Below are 14,813 nucleotides of genomic sequence, written 5' to 3' on the forward strand. Positions count from 1 at the left end.
GGGACGTAGACCGAGTCGACCGGCGGAACCCAGAAATTGGAGCTTCCTATGGCAACTTATCGCTATCCGCATGCGCGGGACCACGAACCGTTGGTCCTGCTGGTGCCCGGAAATCCTGTAACGGAAGGGCACTGGATGAACCGCTGGCTCGCCTGGAGCGAGCATTGCCGCGTTATCGAACTGGGGCTTTGGGACGAGCCGCATCGCAACACCTGGGTCAACAAGCTGAACCTGGCGATCCGCCGCGCCGATCGGCCGGTCGTGGTTGTTACTGACGACATCGCCGCTCTGGTGCTCGCGTGGTGGGTTGAATTTGAAGCAATCAGTCAGGAAAGTCCGGTGTTGGGGGCGCTGATCGTCAATCCGCCGAACGTCGATCTGCCTGGCGCCGACGAACGCCTTGCGCGTTTCGGGGCGGTTCCTCGCCAGGAGTTACCGTTCACGTCATTCCTGGTGAGCGATCTTGAAGGCTCGGTCGCGCATCAGCGGGCGTTGATGCGGTTGGCTCACGATTGGGGCTCTTGCCCGGTCTGCGACGATACGCATGGCGATTGGAGTGCAGGGTGGATGCTCTTACAATCAGTGTTCGACCTCCGTCCCGCAGGGCCGCTCACGCGGCTTCGCATTCCGGACGGGCCTTCCGGATTGCACCAAGCGCTGCGCCAGTGGGTGCTTTGACGCTATGCAGGGTCGCGGTCCACCAACCATTCCAGCAGAGCGCCCAGGCAGTCACGCCCCAGTTGCTTTGAGCGCTCCGGGCTCCATCCCTGGCGTTGATTGGGGGCCGGATCGTGATCCTTGAACGGCATTTCCAGAGTCATCGCTACGCATCCGAAGCGCTCAGCAAGCTGGTTGGTGGACATTGAGAGGTTGGCCTTGCCCGGCCGCGTTATGGGGTAGCCGATCGCTGTCTGAAAATCCGGCGTGCGGCGTTCGAGTAATTCGGCATAGCGATTATAGCCGGCGCGCTGTTCCTGTTTGAGCGACGGGATCCCTTCGAACCCGGCCAGGAATACTGCCGGAATCGCTTCATCGCCATGGATGTCCATCGCGAAGTCGACGCCGCTGGCGTCCATCGCATTGCGGATCGCCAGCACTTCGGGCGATTTTTCCGCGCTGGGATCGTGCCATTCGCGGTTCAGGTTTACCCCCGCCGCATTGGTGCGCAAATGTCCGCGCCGCGACCCGTCCGGATTGGCATTGGGCACGATGTGAAAGCGGCAGCGCCGCCGCAGCTCCCGAGCCATGGAACTGGTATGGTCCGCCAGCAGTTCCAACGCGCCTTCCATCCACCATTCGGCCATTGTTTCGCCCGGGTGCTGGCGCGCGTAGAGCCACACTTGCATCCCACCATCGCCCATTTCCAGGCAATCGATCGGCTGGCCGTCCAGGCTTTTTCCAAGATGACGGTATTCGACGCCATCAGCCGCTGCGATGCGCGCGATGAAATCGTGATGGCGCTCCATCGAATAGGGCGCAAAATAGGCGAACCAGGCAAGGTCTCCGGCAAGCCGGTGGTGTACGGTGAGGGAGCCGCCTTCAAGGCCATCGTCCCAATGGCTCTCCGTTCGTCGCCAGAACTGACGGTCTTCCGACACGCACACCTGATAGCCCGGCCAGCCGCGCGGATAAGCGGAGGCATTGAGGCCGGTGATGGTCAGAGCCAACTCCCGCCCTTGGGCGCCGCTGACTCGAAAATGAAACCACTGGAAGAAATCGGAATCGCGGTCTCGTCGAATAGTGAGGCGGGCCGTGGCGCCATCGATCGAGAGAACTTCGATATTGCCGGAATCGAATGCGGCGTTGATCTGGATGTCGTTCATTTCACCAGGATAGTTTCCCCCGACTCGCCGGGAAACCCCTTGAACATGGCTTCAGCCATTTTTGCCGCGCCGAGCGAGGTTTGAGCCATGGGCGAATCCGCCCGCACAACGAATGCAGAGCGACCTTCCCAGAGAGGCGCGTCACTGGCGCGATTGCGGATGGTGACTGCCAGGCGCGTTTCAATCTGCTCGGGCGGAGGTCCAGAAAGGTTGATCCCAAGGCCCACGCCCAGGCCGGAGCCATAGCTGCCCGCGCCGCCACCCAAACCGACGGAAACCGGGCCGGACCGGCGCGGAGGCTGCAGGCGATGGCGTTCCAGGCTCAACCTCGCCACTTGCGAACTGCCGCTTTCGTCAGGCAGAGGCTCGGCATAGCCCAGCCGCGTCAACTCACGCGTCACCGCGACTGCATAAGTGCGGAACTCCAGATCATCGGTCTGGCCAGGCGCCGGTTCTACGCGGATCGTCCCATGTCCCAGGGCGGCGACATCGGCAGTATGGAAACGGGTGACTTCGACCGGCCCTATGGGAGCAACGCAAGCCGAGAGAGCCAGGCTGGCCGCAAGTGCCTGAATGGCCGCCACCTTGCCTTTGAGGCGGACAGTGTGGGACCTATTCATTGCACCTCCCAAGCTTCTAGCTCGCCTCAGGTGTGCCGCGAGGGGCGGTGAGACGCAAGGGCGGTTAGTCTCCGACGCCGGTTGTCGCCGCTGGGACCGGCTCCCCCGCCGGTACTGTCGCATCCGCCTTGGGGAAGTTGTCGAAAAGCGCGCGGGCCAGCTTGTTGGCGATTCTTGCGTCGGTCCAGTTGTCATCCCCTTCGTAACTGGCGATCGTTGCGTAGCCTTCCCAAAGCGCCCGCCCGCTGGCCTTGTCTACAATTCGTGCATCAAGCCTTGTGGAAAGGAGCGCGGGAAGCGGCTTGGTCATATCCACGTTCACCGCCAGGCCATAAGCGGAACCGCGCGTGCCGACGGACATTGCAGCACTGCCGCTCACGGGGCTTCGTTTGGCTTCAGCGGGGACGAGCACTTGGCGGGTGATGCCCAGCGTCGCCATTTGCGCATGCGGACCATCGGAATGCTGCGTATCGTATCCGACGCCGACCAGGGCATCGACGACAGCAGCTTCATAAGCGGCCCGCTGTTCAACCCACGGGCCATCGCCTGATGCGGATTCGACTGCAATCGCGCCGTGGCCTAATTGAGCGGCGGCAGGGCCGGCTATCACGAAACGGTTGACCTCCACTCGCCCGGCGCGCGGATCGCGCAAGTGGCCGCGCGATCGGGCGTTGTCATTCGGTCTATCCCAGGCGGCCGCGCCCCAACCCGGCTCCCAGGCGGCGCGCTGAGCCAGGGCTGAAGGGAGAGGGAGCAGCGCGAAAAGGATGATACTTGCGGAAAAAGCCGCGCCTTTGAGCTTGGTCATACAAGTTTTCGTTTCATGGCTGTGTCGCGCCCGCATCAGTTATGCCTGAGCGCGATTGCCGGAAGATGAATGGATAGTCAGGAGCCATGAATAAGGCTTCGTGTGCTTGACTTTGCAGGCTGCGCCCACTAACGGCGCCACTTCGATTTCCGGCGGTCGGCAACCGCTCAGACAGACGAGACATACCATGAAGATTCGCAATAGCCTGAAGTCGCTGAAGGACCGTCACCGGGATAACCGCGTGATCCGTCGTCGCGGCCGCACTTACGTCATCAACAAGACCAATCGGCGGTTCAAGGCTCGCCAGGGCTGATTCGTTTCGCCCATCCTTGCCTGACCGGGTGAGGGAACTGGCGGGCGGGCTTTTGCGCTGAGGACATCAGGCCCCCGCCGATTGCGGGGGTCTTGTCATGTCTGGCGATAGCGTTCCTGCCGAAATCCGCGCCGTCGTTTTCGATGTCGGGCGCGTCCTTGTGCAATGGGACATGCGGCATCTTTTTGCGCGGTTGATCGATGACCCTGCGCGGCTCGACTGGTTCATGGCCCATGTCGTCACGGAAGAATGGCACTTCGAGCATGATGCGGGGCGCGATCTTGTGGAGATGGTCGCTGCGCGAAAGGCGCAGTTCCCTGGCCATGACGATTTGATCGACGCTTATGCCACGCGCTTTCTGGACACCATTCCAGGCAATGTTCCGGGAAGCCACGAAATTGTTCGGGAGTTGGCGGCGCGGTGCGTCCCATTGTTCGCCATCACGAACTTCGCCAGTTCCTTTTGGTCGGAATTTCGTGCGAGCCAGCCATTGTTCGATCTGTTCGGTGACATCGTGGTCTCGGGCGATGTGAAGCTGGTCAAGCCCGATCCCGAAATTTTCGAACTAGCGTCGCGCCGTTTCGGACATCGGCCTGGCTCGATGCTGTTCGTGGACGACAACGCTGCCAATGTCGCGGCCGCGCGGACGCTGGGCTGGCAAGTGCATCATTTCACTGACGCGGCGCGCTTGCGCGCTGACCTTTTGAAGCGAGGGCTGCTCGGCTGATTGGCTGGAAATATAAGTAATGTCTCAGTTTGAATTTTAATGGATGCGCTGTCGCATCCTGCCGTTGCCTCCTATAATGTTTCGCGAGAAACATGGAGTAAGGCGTGGCATCCGGTAAAGAACCAGCCCTACGGCAGCAGCTCATTGAAGCCCGGAAGAACATCATAGTCCAACTAGATGAATTGAACTTCCGGGCAAGACGTGACGGGCGCACAAGCCGTGACGCTCCCCCCGACTACCGCTCAGTGATTGCCGAACTTGAGGAACAGTTGCGCGATATCGATATTCTCTTGAAGGATCACGGAGAACGTAATGCCTAATGGCCCTCGCGAAGAGAAGCGCTCAGCCGACGCCATCGGGCGCGCGGTGCATACTGCCAAGATCGCAACTGGCGAGATCGAGGATGATTGCGACGATGTAAAAGTGCTGCCGCCCAGCTTGGTAGCTTGGGCGGCGAGAAGCTGTTAGGCTTGCAGTAGCAACGGCCGTTCGTCGTAAGCGCGCAACGGCAAACGCGTTGACGAGATGATTTGCGCAACGGCTGCGCCAGGATTTCGGGGCGATAGTCATGACCTATTGCGTTGGCATGTTGCTGGATAGCGGTCTCGTTTTGATGAGCGACACGCGCACCAACTCCGGCGTCGACAATATTTCCACCTTCCGCAAGATGCATCGGTGGGAAATTCCAGGCCAGCGGATCGTTGCCTTGATGGCGGCAGGCAATCTTGCCACCACTCAAGCCGTGGTCAGTCACCTGGAAGAGCGCCACAAGGCGCCTTTGGAACGGCATAACGCGCTGCTTGAGGCAGACACCATGTTCAGTGTCGCCACGATCGTCGGCAACCTGCTTCAGAACACCATTGCCGCCAGCGCCGCGGATAACGGGCAAAGCGCCGCGGCCGGCGCCTTCAGCGCCTCGATGATCGTAGCTGGTCAGATCAAGGGCATGGCGCCGCGTTTGTTCCTGATCTACCCGGAAGGCAACTTTATCGAGGCGAGCTTCGACACACCGTTCTTCCAGATTGGGGAGACCAAGTACGGACGACCGATTCTGCTTCGCGGCTATGACCGGGCGATGAGCTTCGAGGCCGCCGTGAAGCTGCTGACCGTTTCGTTCGATTCGACGTTGAAAGCGAACCTCTCGGTCGGCCTGCCGCTTGACCTGCTAGTGATGGAACGCGATTGCTTCGAGCCGCGACACGAACGCCGTGTCGAAGCGGATGACCCCTATTTCCGATCGGTTTCGACTGGCTGGGGCGAAGCCCTGAAGCGCGCGCTTGAAGCTTTGCCGGACTATAGGATGGACTCGCCGCCGCCAGATGCGGCGCAGGATTGAAAGTTAGAACAGTCGCCATCCGGCTTATCGGCAGAAGTTGGCGCCGTCCGCTTCCAGATGGAAATGATTGGCGTGTGCGGCATTGTAATCCGGGCCCAAAGTGGTGCCGAAGCGCTTGCACGCGCTGGCGTGGACCACCCGCAGAAACCGTCGCTCCGCCGGAGTCCCGTCGTTCCAGTCATCCAGAACGGTAATGCGGCGCCCGTCTGCCAGAACGAACGCGGAAACGTCGATCGCGTTTGCGGTTGCATGGCCGGAAAGACGGCTCGTGCCAGCCACGGTTCGGCAACTGTAGCTGCCGAATGTCTCGATGCGCGCAACGCGGCTGCCCAGGATTTGCTCGGCCGCGCGGTCCACGCCGAACCTGGCCCAACCGGCAAATGTCGTGGCCATGTTGCAGGTTACGGGCCCCAGATTGGTGAGGCTCAGCGCTGCCGTGTCGCTGCGCAGGCTCGATAGCCGCACGGTTCCCACATTCGTACAGCCGGTGCCGAAATACTGATCCGCCAGCGGGGTGAAGATGGCCTGTTGCGCTCCAAGTTCGGAAAGGCATTGCCGATAGTCTGGCCGGGGATTGAACAGGCCGGTGGATTGGCGAACGCTTTGCCTGTGTGGCGCCTGAGCTTGGGGTATGTCGATGCAGGCGCTCAAGGTCGCCACCAAGGGCAGAATAAGGAAGAGCCCACGCATGTCGGTAATTTCGCAGGGAATGGTTAACAGAACCTTGCGTATGATCTCTGACGTGGAAACTCATCGGCGGTCCGGTGAAATGAATTGACAAAAATTCGGACCTAATTAGAGGCGGCTCCGGGCCACGCGGTCCCAACGCCGCGCGAGCTCTCTGCAAGGAGAGTCAGACATGACTGACATTACGATACCGGCGCGCAAACCCGCGCGTCCGCATTTTTCTTCCGGTCCCTGCGCCAAGCCGCCCGGATATGCTCCCGAAAAACTCAACACCGAAGCGCTAGGGCGCTCGCACCGCGCCAAAATCGGCAAGGCGCGTCTGGCCTATTGCATCGATCTGATGCGCGAAGTGCTGCAGCTTCCCGATACGCACCGCATCGGCATTGTGCCAGGTTCGGATACCGGCGCTTTCGAGATGGCGATGTGGACCATGCTGGGCGCTCGCCCGGTGACCGCATTGGCTTGGGAAAGCTTCGGTGAAGGTTGGGTCACGGATGTGGCCAAGCAGCTCAAGCTCGATCCCACCGTGCTGCGCGCCGATTACGGTCAGCTTCCCGATCTGTTGCAGGTCGATTGGTCGAACGACGTGCTGTTCGCCTGGAACGGCACCACTTCGGGCGTGCGAGTTCCCGATGGCGATTGGATTGCCGCGGATCGGGAGGGCCTGTGCTTCGCCGATGCCACCAGCGCGGTGTTCGCTTACGATATCCCGTGGGACAAGATCGATGTCGCCACTTTCTCCTGGCAGAAGGTGCTGGGCGGCGAAGGCGGTCATGGTGTGCTGATCCTGGGCCCCCGCGCGGTTGAGCGGCTTGAAAGCTATACTCCGTCCTGGCCGCTGCCGAAGGTTTTCCGACTGGTTTCGAAAGGCAAGCTGGCCGAAGGCGTGTTCAAGGGCGAGACGATAAACACCCCTTCGATGCTCGCCGTCGAGGACGCGATCTTCACGCTGGAGTGGGCCAAGTCCCTGGGTGGCCTTGCCGGCCTGAAGGCCCGGTCGGACGCCAATGCGGCAGCGCTGGACAAGATCGTGGCCGAACGCGACTGGCTTTCGCACCTTGCCACTGATGAGGCGAGCCGTTCGAAGACTTCGGTCTGTCTCTCCGTCGAAGGCGCTGATGCTGACTTCATTAAGAAGTTTGCCGCCATCCTCGAAAAGGAAGACGCCGCTTATGACGTCGCCGGTTATCGCGATGCACCTGCGGGCCTGCGCGTCTGGTGCGGTGCTACCGTGGAGACGGTTGATATCGAGGCGCTCGGGCCCTGGCTCGATTATGCTTACGCCGTGACCAAGGCTGGCTGAAGCATTCGTCATCCCCGCGTGGGCGGGGATCCAACCGACTTAAGGATAAGACGCGAAGGTGGGGCGATTCCGCCTTCGCGGGAATGGCGAGGAAGATATGACCAATAAGCCCAAAGTCCTCATTTCCGACAAGATGGACCCGAACGCCGCCGCGATTTTCCGTATGCGTGGATGCGAAGTGGATGAGATCACCGGCCTCAAGCCCGAGGAGCTCAAGGAGATCATCGGCAAGTACGACGGTCTGGCGATCCGCAGCTCGACCAAGGTTACCAAGGACATTCTCGACGCCGCGACCAATCTCAAGGTGGTCGGCCGCGCTGGCATCGGCGTTGACAACGTCGATATTCCGGCCGCTTCGGCTAAGGGCGTCGTGGTGATGAACACGCCGTTCGGCAATTCCATCACTACCGCCGAGCACGCCATCGCCTTGATGTTCGCGCTGGCCCGTCAGCTGCCCGAAGCCAACGCGCAGACTCAGCAGGGCCTGTGGCCGAAGAACGGCTTCATGGGCGTTGAGGTGACTGGAAAAACGCTGGGTCTGATCGGTGCCGGCAATATCGGTTCGATCGTCGCCAGTCGCGCGCTTGGTCTGAAGATGAAGGTTGCCGCTTACGATCCGTTCCTCACGCCGGAGCGCGCGGTGGAGATGGGCGTGGAGAAGGTCGAACTCGACGCGCTGTTGGAGCGCGCCGACTTCATCACCCTGCACACGCCTCTGACGGATCAGACGCGCAATATCCTGAGCCGTGAAAACCTGCTCAAGACCAAGAAGGGCGTGCGCATCGTCAACTGCGCGCGCGGCGGGCTGGTTGACGAGGCAGCGCTTAAGGAACTGCTCGACAACGGCCACGTCGCGGGCGCCGCGCTGGACGTGTTCGTGACCGAGCCGGCCAAGGAATCACCGCTCTTCGGCACACCGAACTTCATCTGCACGCCGCACCTGGGCGCGTCGACCACTGAGGCTCAGGTCAATGTGGCGTTGCAAGTGGCTGAGCAGATGGCCGATTACCTGGTCAGTGGCGGCGTCACCAATGCGCTCAACATGCCTTCGCTGAGCGCGGAAGAAGCGCCCAAGCTCAAGCCTTATATGAAGCTGGCCGAACAGCTGGGTTCGATGATCGGTCAGCTCACGCGCGACTCTGTGCCCCGGATCTCGATCCATACTGAAGGGGCCGCAGCGGAACTGAACATGAAGCCGATCGCCGCCGCCGTGCTCGCCGGATTCCTGCGGGTGCAGTCCGACACCGTCAACATGGTCAATGCGCCTTACCTCGCCAAAGAGCGCGGCCTCGAAGTGCGTGAGGTCAAGACCGAGCGCGAAGGCGATTATCACACGCTGGTGCGCGTCTCGGTCAAGACCGAAGCGGGCGAGCGTTCGGTCGCCGGTACGCTGTTCAACAACACGGAGCCGCGCCTGGTCGAGATGTTCGGCATCAAGGTGGAAGCGGAGCTTGCCGGCCACATGATGTACATCGTCAATGAGGATGCCCCCGGCTTCATCGGACGTATCGGCACACTGCTGGGCGAGAACGCGATCAACATCGGCACCTTCAACCTCGGCCGTCGCAATGCGGGCGGTGAAGCGGTGCTGCTGCTCTCCGTCGACAGCCCAGTGCCCGAAAGCGTGCTCAAGCAGGCCACCGCTCTTCCGGGTGTGCGGATGGTGAAAGCACTGGCGTTCTTCTAAGCCGTTTTTCAAGTCTCTTGACGGAAGGGGCCGGTGCTCGCGCATCGGCCCCTTTTTCGGTTTTGCAAGCGGCCGTTCCGGATTGCGGAAGGTGTGATCGCCATTCGACAATCCCCTCCCATGCCGCTAAGGGCGCGCGGATGATGCAGGATACCGATCGCGATCTTCTACCCGAAGGGCTGGGCGACCGGCTGCCGCTGCACGCGGCGGCTTCGCAGCGTGTGCGCCGGGCCGCGCTCGATGTCTTGGCGAGCCACGGCTATGAGCGGGTCGAAACACCGTCTATCGAGTTTGAGAAATCGCTGGCGAGCCGCATGGCCGGCGTCCAGGTGCGCCGGATCTTCCGCTTTGTCGATCCCGTCAGTTTGCGCATGCTGGCGCTGCGTTCGGATATAACCGCGCAAGTGGCGCGCATCGCCGCAACCGGCTTAGCCGCCGCGGCACGGCCGCTTCGGCTGAGTTATGCAGGACAGGTCGTCACTATCAAGGGTGATGGGCTCGATCCGGTGAGAGAGCGCTTGCAATTGGGCGCCGAATTGATCGGCACCGATGCCGTCACCGCCGCGGCCGAACTGGTCGAACTGGCGATCGAATCGCTGCGGGCGGCGGGCGCCACCGGTATTTCCGTTGATTTCACGCTGCCGGACCTTGTCGACACGCTTTGCGCCCAGGCGCTGCCGCTGGCGGAAGGCATGATCGGCGCCGTCCGCCAGATGCTTGACGCTAAGGATGCGGGCGGGTTGGTTGACGCTGGGGGAGGCGCCTATTTGCCGCTTCTTTATGCCGTGGGGCCGTTTGAGACCGCGATTGAGCGCCTCGCGGCCTTCGATGCCGGGGGCGTACTTGCCAGCCGTATCGCCGGCCTGCGCGAGATTGCTGCTCGAGTGAACGGCACTGCCCGCTTGACGCTGGACCCTTCGGAGCGTCACGGCTTTGAATATCAATCGTGGTTCGGCTTCACCATCTATGCAGAGGGCATTTCCGGGGCGCTGGGCCGCGGCGGCACTTATCGCATTCTTGGTAGCGCTGGCGACGAAACGGGCGAGGCGGCAGTCGGCTTCTCACTTTATCCTGATCCGTTGATCGAAGTGCTTGCCGCCGAAATGCCAGAGCGCAAGGCGCTTTTCCTGTCCTTGGGGCACGACCGCGATCTGGCCAATCGCCTGCGCTCGATCGGTTGGATTACCGTAGCGGCGCTGGATGAAGGCGATGACCCGATCGCACTGGGTTGCTCGCATCGGCTGGAAAATGGTGAAGCGGTTCTGCTGTAGGGCACATATCGTCACCCGCGCCTTGCCCTCGAGCGCTGACTCCCCTAGGGCGCGCGGCGGACTTCAAAACAGTAGTGAAAGCGTCAAACGTTGGCCAACGTAACCGTGATCGGCGCCCAATGGGGCGATGAAGGCAAGGGCAAGATCGTCGATTGGCTGGCAAGCCGGGCGGACGCCGTGGTGCGTTTCCAGGGCGGCCACAATGCCGGCCATACCCTTGTCGTGGGAAACCAAACCTACAAGCTTTCGCTGCTGCCATCCGGCATTGTCACCGGCACACTTTCGATCATCGGCAACGGCGTGGTGCTCGATCCCTGGGCCTTAAAGGCTGAGGTTGAGAAACTGGCCGGGCAGGGCGTGGATATCAATACCGAGAACTTCGCGATTGCCGATAATTGCCCGCTGATCCTGTCTGTTCACCGCGAACTGGATGGGCTGCGTGAGGCGGCGGCGGGGGCTGGCAAGATCGGCACAACCGGTCGCGGCATCGGCCCGGCTTATGAAGACAAGGTCGGACGCCGCGCGATCCGCGTGTGTGACCTCGCGCACCTTGAAGCGCTTGAGCCGCAGCTTGATCGCCTGTGCGCGCATCATGATGCATTGCGCGCCGGCTTCGGCCAGCCTCCGGTCGACCGCGCGGCACTGCTCAAGGAACTAGCCGAAATCGCGCCGTTCGTGCTGCAGTTCGCGCAGCCGACTTGGAAGCGGCTCAACAAGGTGAAGAAGGCGGGCGCACGCATCCTTTTCGAGGGAGCGCAGGGCGTCCTCCTTGATGTCGACCATGGGACTTATCCCTTCGTGACCAGCTCGAACACGGTTTCGGGCACGGCGGCCAGCGGCTCGGGCCTTGGTCCTTCGGCGACCGGATTCGTCCTGGGCATCGTAAAGGCTTACACCACCCGCGTCGGCTCCGGCCCGTTCCCCACTGAGCTGGAGGATGAGACCGGCCAGCGCTTGGGTGAGCGCGGCCATGAGTTCGGCACCGTCACGGGCCGCAAGCGCCGCTGCGGCTGGTTTGACGCGGTGTTGGTGCGCCAGTCCTGCGCGATTTCGGGGGTGACGGGCATCGCGCTCACCAAGCTGGACGTGCTTGATGGGTTCAAGAAAGTGAAGATCTGCACCGGCTATCGCCTAAATGGCAGGATCCTCGACTATTTTCCCAGCCATGCCGCCGATCAGGCCAACGTCGAGCCGATCTATGAGGAAATGGATGGCTGGAGCGGCACTACTGCCGGCGCCCGGTCCTGGGCCGACCTGCCGGCGCAGGCCATCAAGTACATCCAGCGCGTGCAGGAGCTGATTGAAACACCGGTCGCGCTGGTCTCCACCAGTCCGGAGCGCGAGGATACGATCCTGGTCCGCGATCCGTTCCAGGATTGAGCGATGCGGGGCTGGCGCAAGTTTGCCCCGCTTCTCCTTCTGTTCGCAGCGGGCCGCGCGGCGGCTGATACGCCGCTCTCGCAGCTTGCGGTGGACTTCATCCGCGTGGAAAAGTCCAGCAGGACGATCTCGCTCTATGCTCAGGGCCGGTTGGTCCATGTCATCGAGCATATCCAACTAGGCGGCGCGCCGGTGGGGCCTAAGCATTTCGAAGGCGATGAGCGCACGCCAGAAGGACTTTACGAGATCGACTGGGGCAATCCGGATAGCGCTTATTATCTTTCGCTGCACATCTCCTACCCAAATCAAGCCGATCGCGCCTATGCGGCGGCGCGGGGAAGATTGCCGGGTGGGATGATTATGATTCATGGGCAGCCCAATGCGATGCGGAACGATCGCGCGGCGGGCGACTGGACCGATGGCTGCATTGCGGTTTCCAATGAAGAGATGGAGGTGCTGTGGGAAGCGGTGCCGGACGGAACGCCCATCGAGATCACGTCCTGAAACGGCGATGTGAGCATCTCAGGTTTACACGGTTTACACAGTTCAAAGAGCAGAAGAACGCCAGGCGCAAACTGTTCATTGCGGCCTATGGCAGACGGCTTCCACGTTCATGCCAGCGGGGTCGAGCACAAAGACGGCGTATTGCAACATCGGTGACCCCTATTTCGGCATGATCGATCATATGATTCTCCCTCGCTTCCCGGAGAGTCTCAAAAATCGACGGCAATCCCTTTTTGCACCCAATCGCCGTAGCGCGTGGGGGAAATGCCGTCCGGGTCCAATTCGTCCTTGGCGGCTTGCGGCTTTGGTGCGGGGTCGTTGGTCCAATGCGGGGGCTTTCTGAAGCCCTCAGGACGCTTGGTGGCTCGCTCTGTCATGGAGGCCCATGTGGGGTGGGTGGCGGCGAAAGGCAATCCACTATAGGGCCGCCTGATGGACATCCCCGGCCTTCCTGCGCGCCAAGCCGCGCTTAACCTCATCGACGCCGTTTTGCGGCGGGGCGAAACGATTGAACAAGCGGCGGGTGCGGCCCTGGCGCGCGTGCGCGGCGATGCGGATCGAGCGCTCGCTCGGGCGATCGCGGGTGAAGCGCTGCGCTGGAAGGCCGATCTCGATCTCCTGATCGACAGCGCCACGCGCCAGCGTTTGCCAGATGATGCCAAGCCGCGCGCCGTGCTCGAACTGATGCTGGCGCAAGTCCTGCGACTGGAAACGCCTGCACACGCCGCGATCGCTACGGGGCTGCCCCTGTTGGCTGGAGGGCCCAGGCGACTGGCACATGGGGTGTTCTCCACCCTGATGAAACGGCATGCGTCCTTGCCGGAGGCGCCGGCTTTGCCTGACGCGGTGGTTGCGCGCTGGGCCGGGCGGGCCGACGCCATCGCTGTGGGGCTCGCGGTGCCGCCACCGCTGGACCTTGCCTTGCGTGATCCGGAGCATACCGCGGAATGGGCGGAGAAGCTCGGCGGTATATCGCTCATGCCCGGCCATGTCCGATTGGGGCGCGGCGCGGCGGTGGAAAGCCTCGACGGATTTCATGAAGGTGCCTGGTGGGTGCAGGACCTTGCCGCCAGTCTTCCGGCGCGCTTCCTTGGGCGCGGCGAAGGACGTCGCGTGCTGGACCTTTGCGCGGCGCCGGGCGGGAAGACCTTGCAGCTGGCGGCCGCGGGCTGGGACGTCACCGCGCTTGATATCAGCAAGCGCAGGCTCGATCGTCTGAAGGAAAACCTTGGGCGCACTCGCCTTGCCGCGCAGGTCGTTCAGACAGATGCGCTGAGTTGGCAGCCTGACACCTCGTTTGACGCGATCCTGTTGGACGCGCCATGCACCGCTACCGGAACTTGCCGTCGCCATCCTGACGTGCTGCACCGCATCGGTCCGCGCCAGATCGAGGAAATGGGCGAACTGCAGGCGCGATTGCTCGAACGCGCGACCGGATGGCTGAAGCCGGGGGGCGTGCTGGTCTACGCCGTCTGCTCGCTGGAGCATGAGGAAGGTGAGGGGCAGGCGATGAAGGTGGCCCTTTCACTGCTGCCGATCCAGGCGGACGAACTGCCCCCGGGCCTTACTCCCATGCAGGAAGGCTGGCTGCGGACCGATCCGGGGATGCTGGCCGATGCCGGAGGGGTGGACGGGTTCTTCATCGCGCGATGGCGGAAGGAATAAACCGGCCGTTTGGCGAGGCTGGGGCCGCCCCACCGATATTGCTTCTTATGCTTTCACTTTGCTTTGAAAGCTCTTGCGCAGTTTCAGCAGCTTGGGCGGTATCACGGCCAGACAATAAGAATTCCGTTGACCTTCGCCTTCCCAATATTCCTGGTGATAATCCTCGGCGGCATACCAGGGCGCCGGGCCTTCGATCGTGGTAACGGCCGCTTCACCATGCTCGGCATTCCAGCGCTTTATTGCTGCTTCCGCTTCTCCGCGCTGTCCGTCGTCCAGTGGGAAGATCGCTGAACGATATTGCGTGCCGATGTCGTTGCCCTGGCGGTTCAGCTGCGTCGGGTCATGCGTGCCTAGGAACACGTCGAGAATCTCGGCGTGGGAAATGGTCTGCGGATCATAAGTAATTCTGACCGCCTCGGCGTGACCGGTCGTGCCGGAACAGACCTGCTTGTACGTGGGATTCTCCAAGGTTCCGCCGATATAGCCGCTTTCAACTTTGCTGACGCCGATCACGTCGCGGAATACCGCTTCCGTGCACCAGAAGCATCCGCCTGCCACGATTGCCGTTTCCATTATCATTGGTTTCCTTAAGCCGGGGGAGATGACCTCAAGATAGTCATGCCGGCCGGGCTTGCTAGGCGGCGTGGACAAATTCCCCGCACCCACGGCTGGAGTCAAAAGCCGTCAAT

General features: G+C 61.9%; 18 protein-coding genes. 12 read left to right on the plus strand and 6 right to left on the minus strand.

The window, feature by feature from the left end; genetic code table 11:
• The first annotated feature begins 48 nt into the window (after positions 1–48).
• Positions 49–678 (plus strand): RBBP9/YdeN family alpha/beta hydrolase, encoded by a 630-nt coding sequence (locus V7D69_RS09340; protein ID WP_324061452.1) that lies wholly within the window; start codon positions 49–51, stop codon positions 676–678.
• Between the two features lie 2 nt (positions 679–680).
• Here V7D69_RS09340 and V7D69_RS09345 read toward each other — a convergent pair whose 3' ends face one another.
• From V7D69_RS09345 to V7D69_RS09355, 3 genes are all read right to left on the minus strand, one after another.
• Positions 681–1,823, minus strand: coding sequence for a M14 family metallopeptidase (locus tag V7D69_RS09345; protein WP_324061450.1), 1,143 nt, complete (start codon positions 1,821–1,823; stop codon positions 681–683).
• Complete coding sequence (locus V7D69_RS09350) at positions 1,820–2,443, minus strand: DUF4136 domain-containing protein (protein WP_324061448.1); 624 nt, start codon at positions 2,441–2,443, stop codon at positions 1,820–1,822. The genes V7D69_RS09345 and V7D69_RS09350 overlap by 4 nt, the downstream gene beginning before the upstream one ends.
• Before the next feature lie 64 nt (positions 2,444–2,507).
• On the minus strand, positions 2,508–3,251 hold the full coding sequence (locus V7D69_RS09355; protein ID WP_333605642.1) for a DUF4136 domain-containing protein: 744 nt from the start codon (positions 3,249–3,251) through the stop codon (positions 2,508–2,510).
• Between the two features lie 187 nt (positions 3,252–3,438).
• On the opposite strand from V7D69_RS09355, the gene ykgO reads away from it, so the two are divergent.
• From ykgO to V7D69_RS09380, 5 genes are all read left to right on the plus strand, one after another.
• A complete protein-coding gene (gene ykgO / locus V7D69_RS09360) occupies positions 3,439–3,564 on the plus strand; it encodes a type B 50S ribosomal protein L36 (protein ID WP_003046794.1) in 126 nt (41 codons plus the stop codon).
• A gap of 97 nt (positions 3,565–3,661) precedes the next feature.
• Positions 3,662–4,291 carry an HAD-IA family hydrolase gene (locus V7D69_RS09365; protein ID WP_333605643.1) on the plus strand — a complete coding sequence of 210 codons (630 nt, stop codon included), beginning with the start codon at positions 3,662–3,664 and terminating at the stop codon, positions 4,289–4,291.
• Between the two features lie 104 nt (positions 4,292–4,395).
• On the plus strand, positions 4,396–4,611 hold the full coding sequence (locus V7D69_RS09370; protein ID WP_324061443.1) for a hypothetical protein: 216 nt from the start codon (positions 4,396–4,398) through the stop codon (positions 4,609–4,611).
• Positions 4,604–4,759, plus strand: coding sequence for a hypothetical protein (locus V7D69_RS09375; RefSeq protein ID WP_324061441.1), 156 nt, complete (start codon positions 4,604–4,606; stop codon positions 4,757–4,759). The genes V7D69_RS09370 and V7D69_RS09375 overlap by 8 nt, the downstream gene beginning before the upstream one ends.
• A 100-nt stretch (positions 4,760–4,859) precedes the next feature.
• Positions 4,860–5,627: a peptidase gene (locus V7D69_RS09380; RefSeq protein ID WP_324061439.1), complete on the plus strand. Its 768-nt coding sequence runs from the start codon at positions 4,860–4,862 to the stop codon at positions 5,625–5,627.
• 24 nt (positions 5,628–5,651) lie between these two features.
• On the opposite strand, the gene V7D69_RS09385 is transcribed toward V7D69_RS09380, so the two are convergent.
• Complete coding sequence (locus tag V7D69_RS09385; protein ID WP_333605644.1) at positions 5,652–6,317, minus strand: extensin family protein; 666 nt, start codon at positions 6,315–6,317, stop codon at positions 5,652–5,654.
• 169 nt (positions 6,318–6,486) lie between these two features.
• Between V7D69_RS09385 and V7D69_RS09390 the strand changes: the two genes are divergently transcribed.
• The 5 genes from V7D69_RS09390 to V7D69_RS09410 all read left to right on the plus strand — a co-directional run bounded on the left by V7D69_RS09390 (position 6,487) and on the right by V7D69_RS09410 (position 12,459).
• Positions 6,487–7,617, plus strand: coding sequence for a phosphoserine transaminase (locus V7D69_RS09390; RefSeq protein WP_324064353.1), 1,131 nt, complete (start codon positions 6,487–6,489; stop codon positions 7,615–7,617).
• Between the two features lie 97 nt (positions 7,618–7,714).
• The gene (gene serA, locus V7D69_RS09395) at positions 7,715–9,304 is read left to right on the plus strand and encodes a phosphoglycerate dehydrogenase (protein ID WP_333605645.1); all 1,590 of its coding nucleotides are present in this window, start codon (positions 7,715–7,717) and stop codon (positions 9,302–9,304) included.
• A 143-nt stretch (positions 9,305–9,447) separates the two neighbouring features.
• Positions 9,448–10,575, plus strand: coding sequence for an ATP phosphoribosyltransferase regulatory subunit (locus V7D69_RS09400; protein WP_333605650.1), 1,128 nt, complete (start codon positions 9,448–9,450; stop codon positions 10,573–10,575).
• A 90-nt stretch (positions 10,576–10,665) separates the two neighbouring features.
• Positions 10,666–11,955, plus strand: a complete 1,290-nt coding sequence (locus V7D69_RS09405) for an adenylosuccinate synthase (RefSeq protein ID WP_333605646.1) — start codon at positions 10,666–10,668, stop codon at positions 11,953–11,955.
• 3 nt (positions 11,956–11,958) lie between these two features.
• On the plus strand, positions 11,959–12,459 hold the full coding sequence (locus tag V7D69_RS09410) for a L,D-transpeptidase family protein (RefSeq protein WP_333605647.1): 501 nt from the start codon (positions 11,959–11,961) through the stop codon (positions 12,457–12,459).
• Positions 12,460–12,668: 209 nt separating this feature from the next.
• Here V7D69_RS09410 and V7D69_RS09415 read toward each other — a convergent pair whose 3' ends face one another.
• Complete coding sequence (locus V7D69_RS09415) at positions 12,669–12,836, minus strand: DUF1674 domain-containing protein (RefSeq protein ID WP_324063156.1); 168 nt, start codon at positions 12,834–12,836, stop codon at positions 12,669–12,671.
• 55 nt (positions 12,837–12,891) lie between these two features.
• Between V7D69_RS09415 and V7D69_RS09420 the strand changes: the two genes are divergently transcribed.
• On the plus strand, positions 12,892–14,124 hold the full coding sequence (locus V7D69_RS09420; RefSeq protein WP_333605648.1) for an RsmB/NOP family class I SAM-dependent RNA methyltransferase: 1,233 nt from the start codon (positions 12,892–12,894) through the stop codon (positions 14,122–14,124).
• Positions 14,125–14,169: 45 nt separating this feature from the next.
• On the opposite strand, the gene msrA is transcribed toward V7D69_RS09420, so the two are convergent.
• The gene (msrA, locus tag V7D69_RS09425; RefSeq protein ID WP_324063153.1) at positions 14,170–14,697 is read right to left on the minus strand and encodes a peptide-methionine (S)-S-oxide reductase MsrA; all 528 of its coding nucleotides are present in this window, start codon (positions 14,695–14,697) and stop codon (positions 14,170–14,172) included.
• Between the last annotated feature and the right edge of the window lie 116 nt (positions 14,698–14,813).

It is taken from the genome of Novosphingobium sp., assembly GCF_036733805.1.
Lineage (GTDB): Bacteria > Pseudomonadota > Alphaproteobacteria > Sphingomonadales > Sphingomonadaceae > Novosphingobium.

Coding starts and splice junctions, on each gene's coding strand:
- V7D69_RS09340 (WP_324061452.1), top strand. CDS start 49: ATGGCAACTTATCGCTATCCGCATGCGCGGGACCACGAACCGTTGGTC.
- V7D69_RS09345 (WP_324061450.1), bottom strand. CDS start 1,823: ATGAACGACATCCAGATCAACGCCGCATTCGATTCCGGCAATATCGAA.
- V7D69_RS09350 (WP_324061448.1), bottom strand. CDS start 2,443: ATGAATAGGTCCCACACTGTCCGCCTCAAAGGCAAGGTGGCGGCCATT.
- V7D69_RS09355 (WP_333605642.1), bottom strand. CDS start 3,251: ATGACCAAGCTCAAAGGCGCGGCTTTTTCCGCAAGTATCATCCTTTTC.
- ykgO (WP_003046794.1), top strand. CDS start 3,439: ATGAAGATTCGCAATAGCCTGAAGTCGCTGAAGGACCGTCACCGGGAT.
- V7D69_RS09365 (WP_333605643.1), top strand. CDS start 3,662: ATGTCTGGCGATAGCGTTCCTGCCGAAATCCGCGCCGTCGTTTTCGAT.
- V7D69_RS09375 (WP_324061441.1), top strand. CDS start 4,604: ATGCCTAATGGCCCTCGCGAAGAGAAGCGCTCAGCCGACGCCATCGGG.
- V7D69_RS09380 (WP_324061439.1), top strand. CDS start 4,860: ATGACCTATTGCGTTGGCATGTTGCTGGATAGCGGTCTCGTTTTGATG.
- V7D69_RS09385 (WP_333605644.1), bottom strand. CDS start 6,317: ATGCGTGGGCTCTTCCTTATTCTGCCCTTGGTGGCGACCTTGAGCGCC.
- V7D69_RS09390 (WP_324064353.1), top strand. CDS start 6,487: ATGACTGACATTACGATACCGGCGCGCAAACCCGCGCGTCCGCATTTT.
- serA (WP_333605645.1), top strand. CDS start 7,715: ATGACCAATAAGCCCAAAGTCCTCATTTCCGACAAGATGGACCCGAAC.
- V7D69_RS09400 (WP_333605650.1), top strand. CDS start 9,448: ATGCAGGATACCGATCGCGATCTTCTACCCGAAGGGCTGGGCGACCGG.
- V7D69_RS09410 (WP_333605647.1), top strand. CDS start 11,959: ATGCGGGGCTGGCGCAAGTTTGCCCCGCTTCTCCTTCTGTTCGCAGCG.
- V7D69_RS09415 (WP_324063156.1), bottom strand. CDS start 12,836: ATGACAGAGCGAGCCACCAAGCGTCCTGAGGGCTTCAGAAAGCCCCCG.
- V7D69_RS09420 (WP_333605648.1), top strand. CDS start 12,892: ATGGACATCCCCGGCCTTCCTGCGCGCCAAGCCGCGCTTAACCTCATC.
- msrA (WP_324063153.1), bottom strand. CDS start 14,697: ATGGAAACGGCAATCGTGGCAGGCGGATGCTTCTGGTGCACGGAAGCG.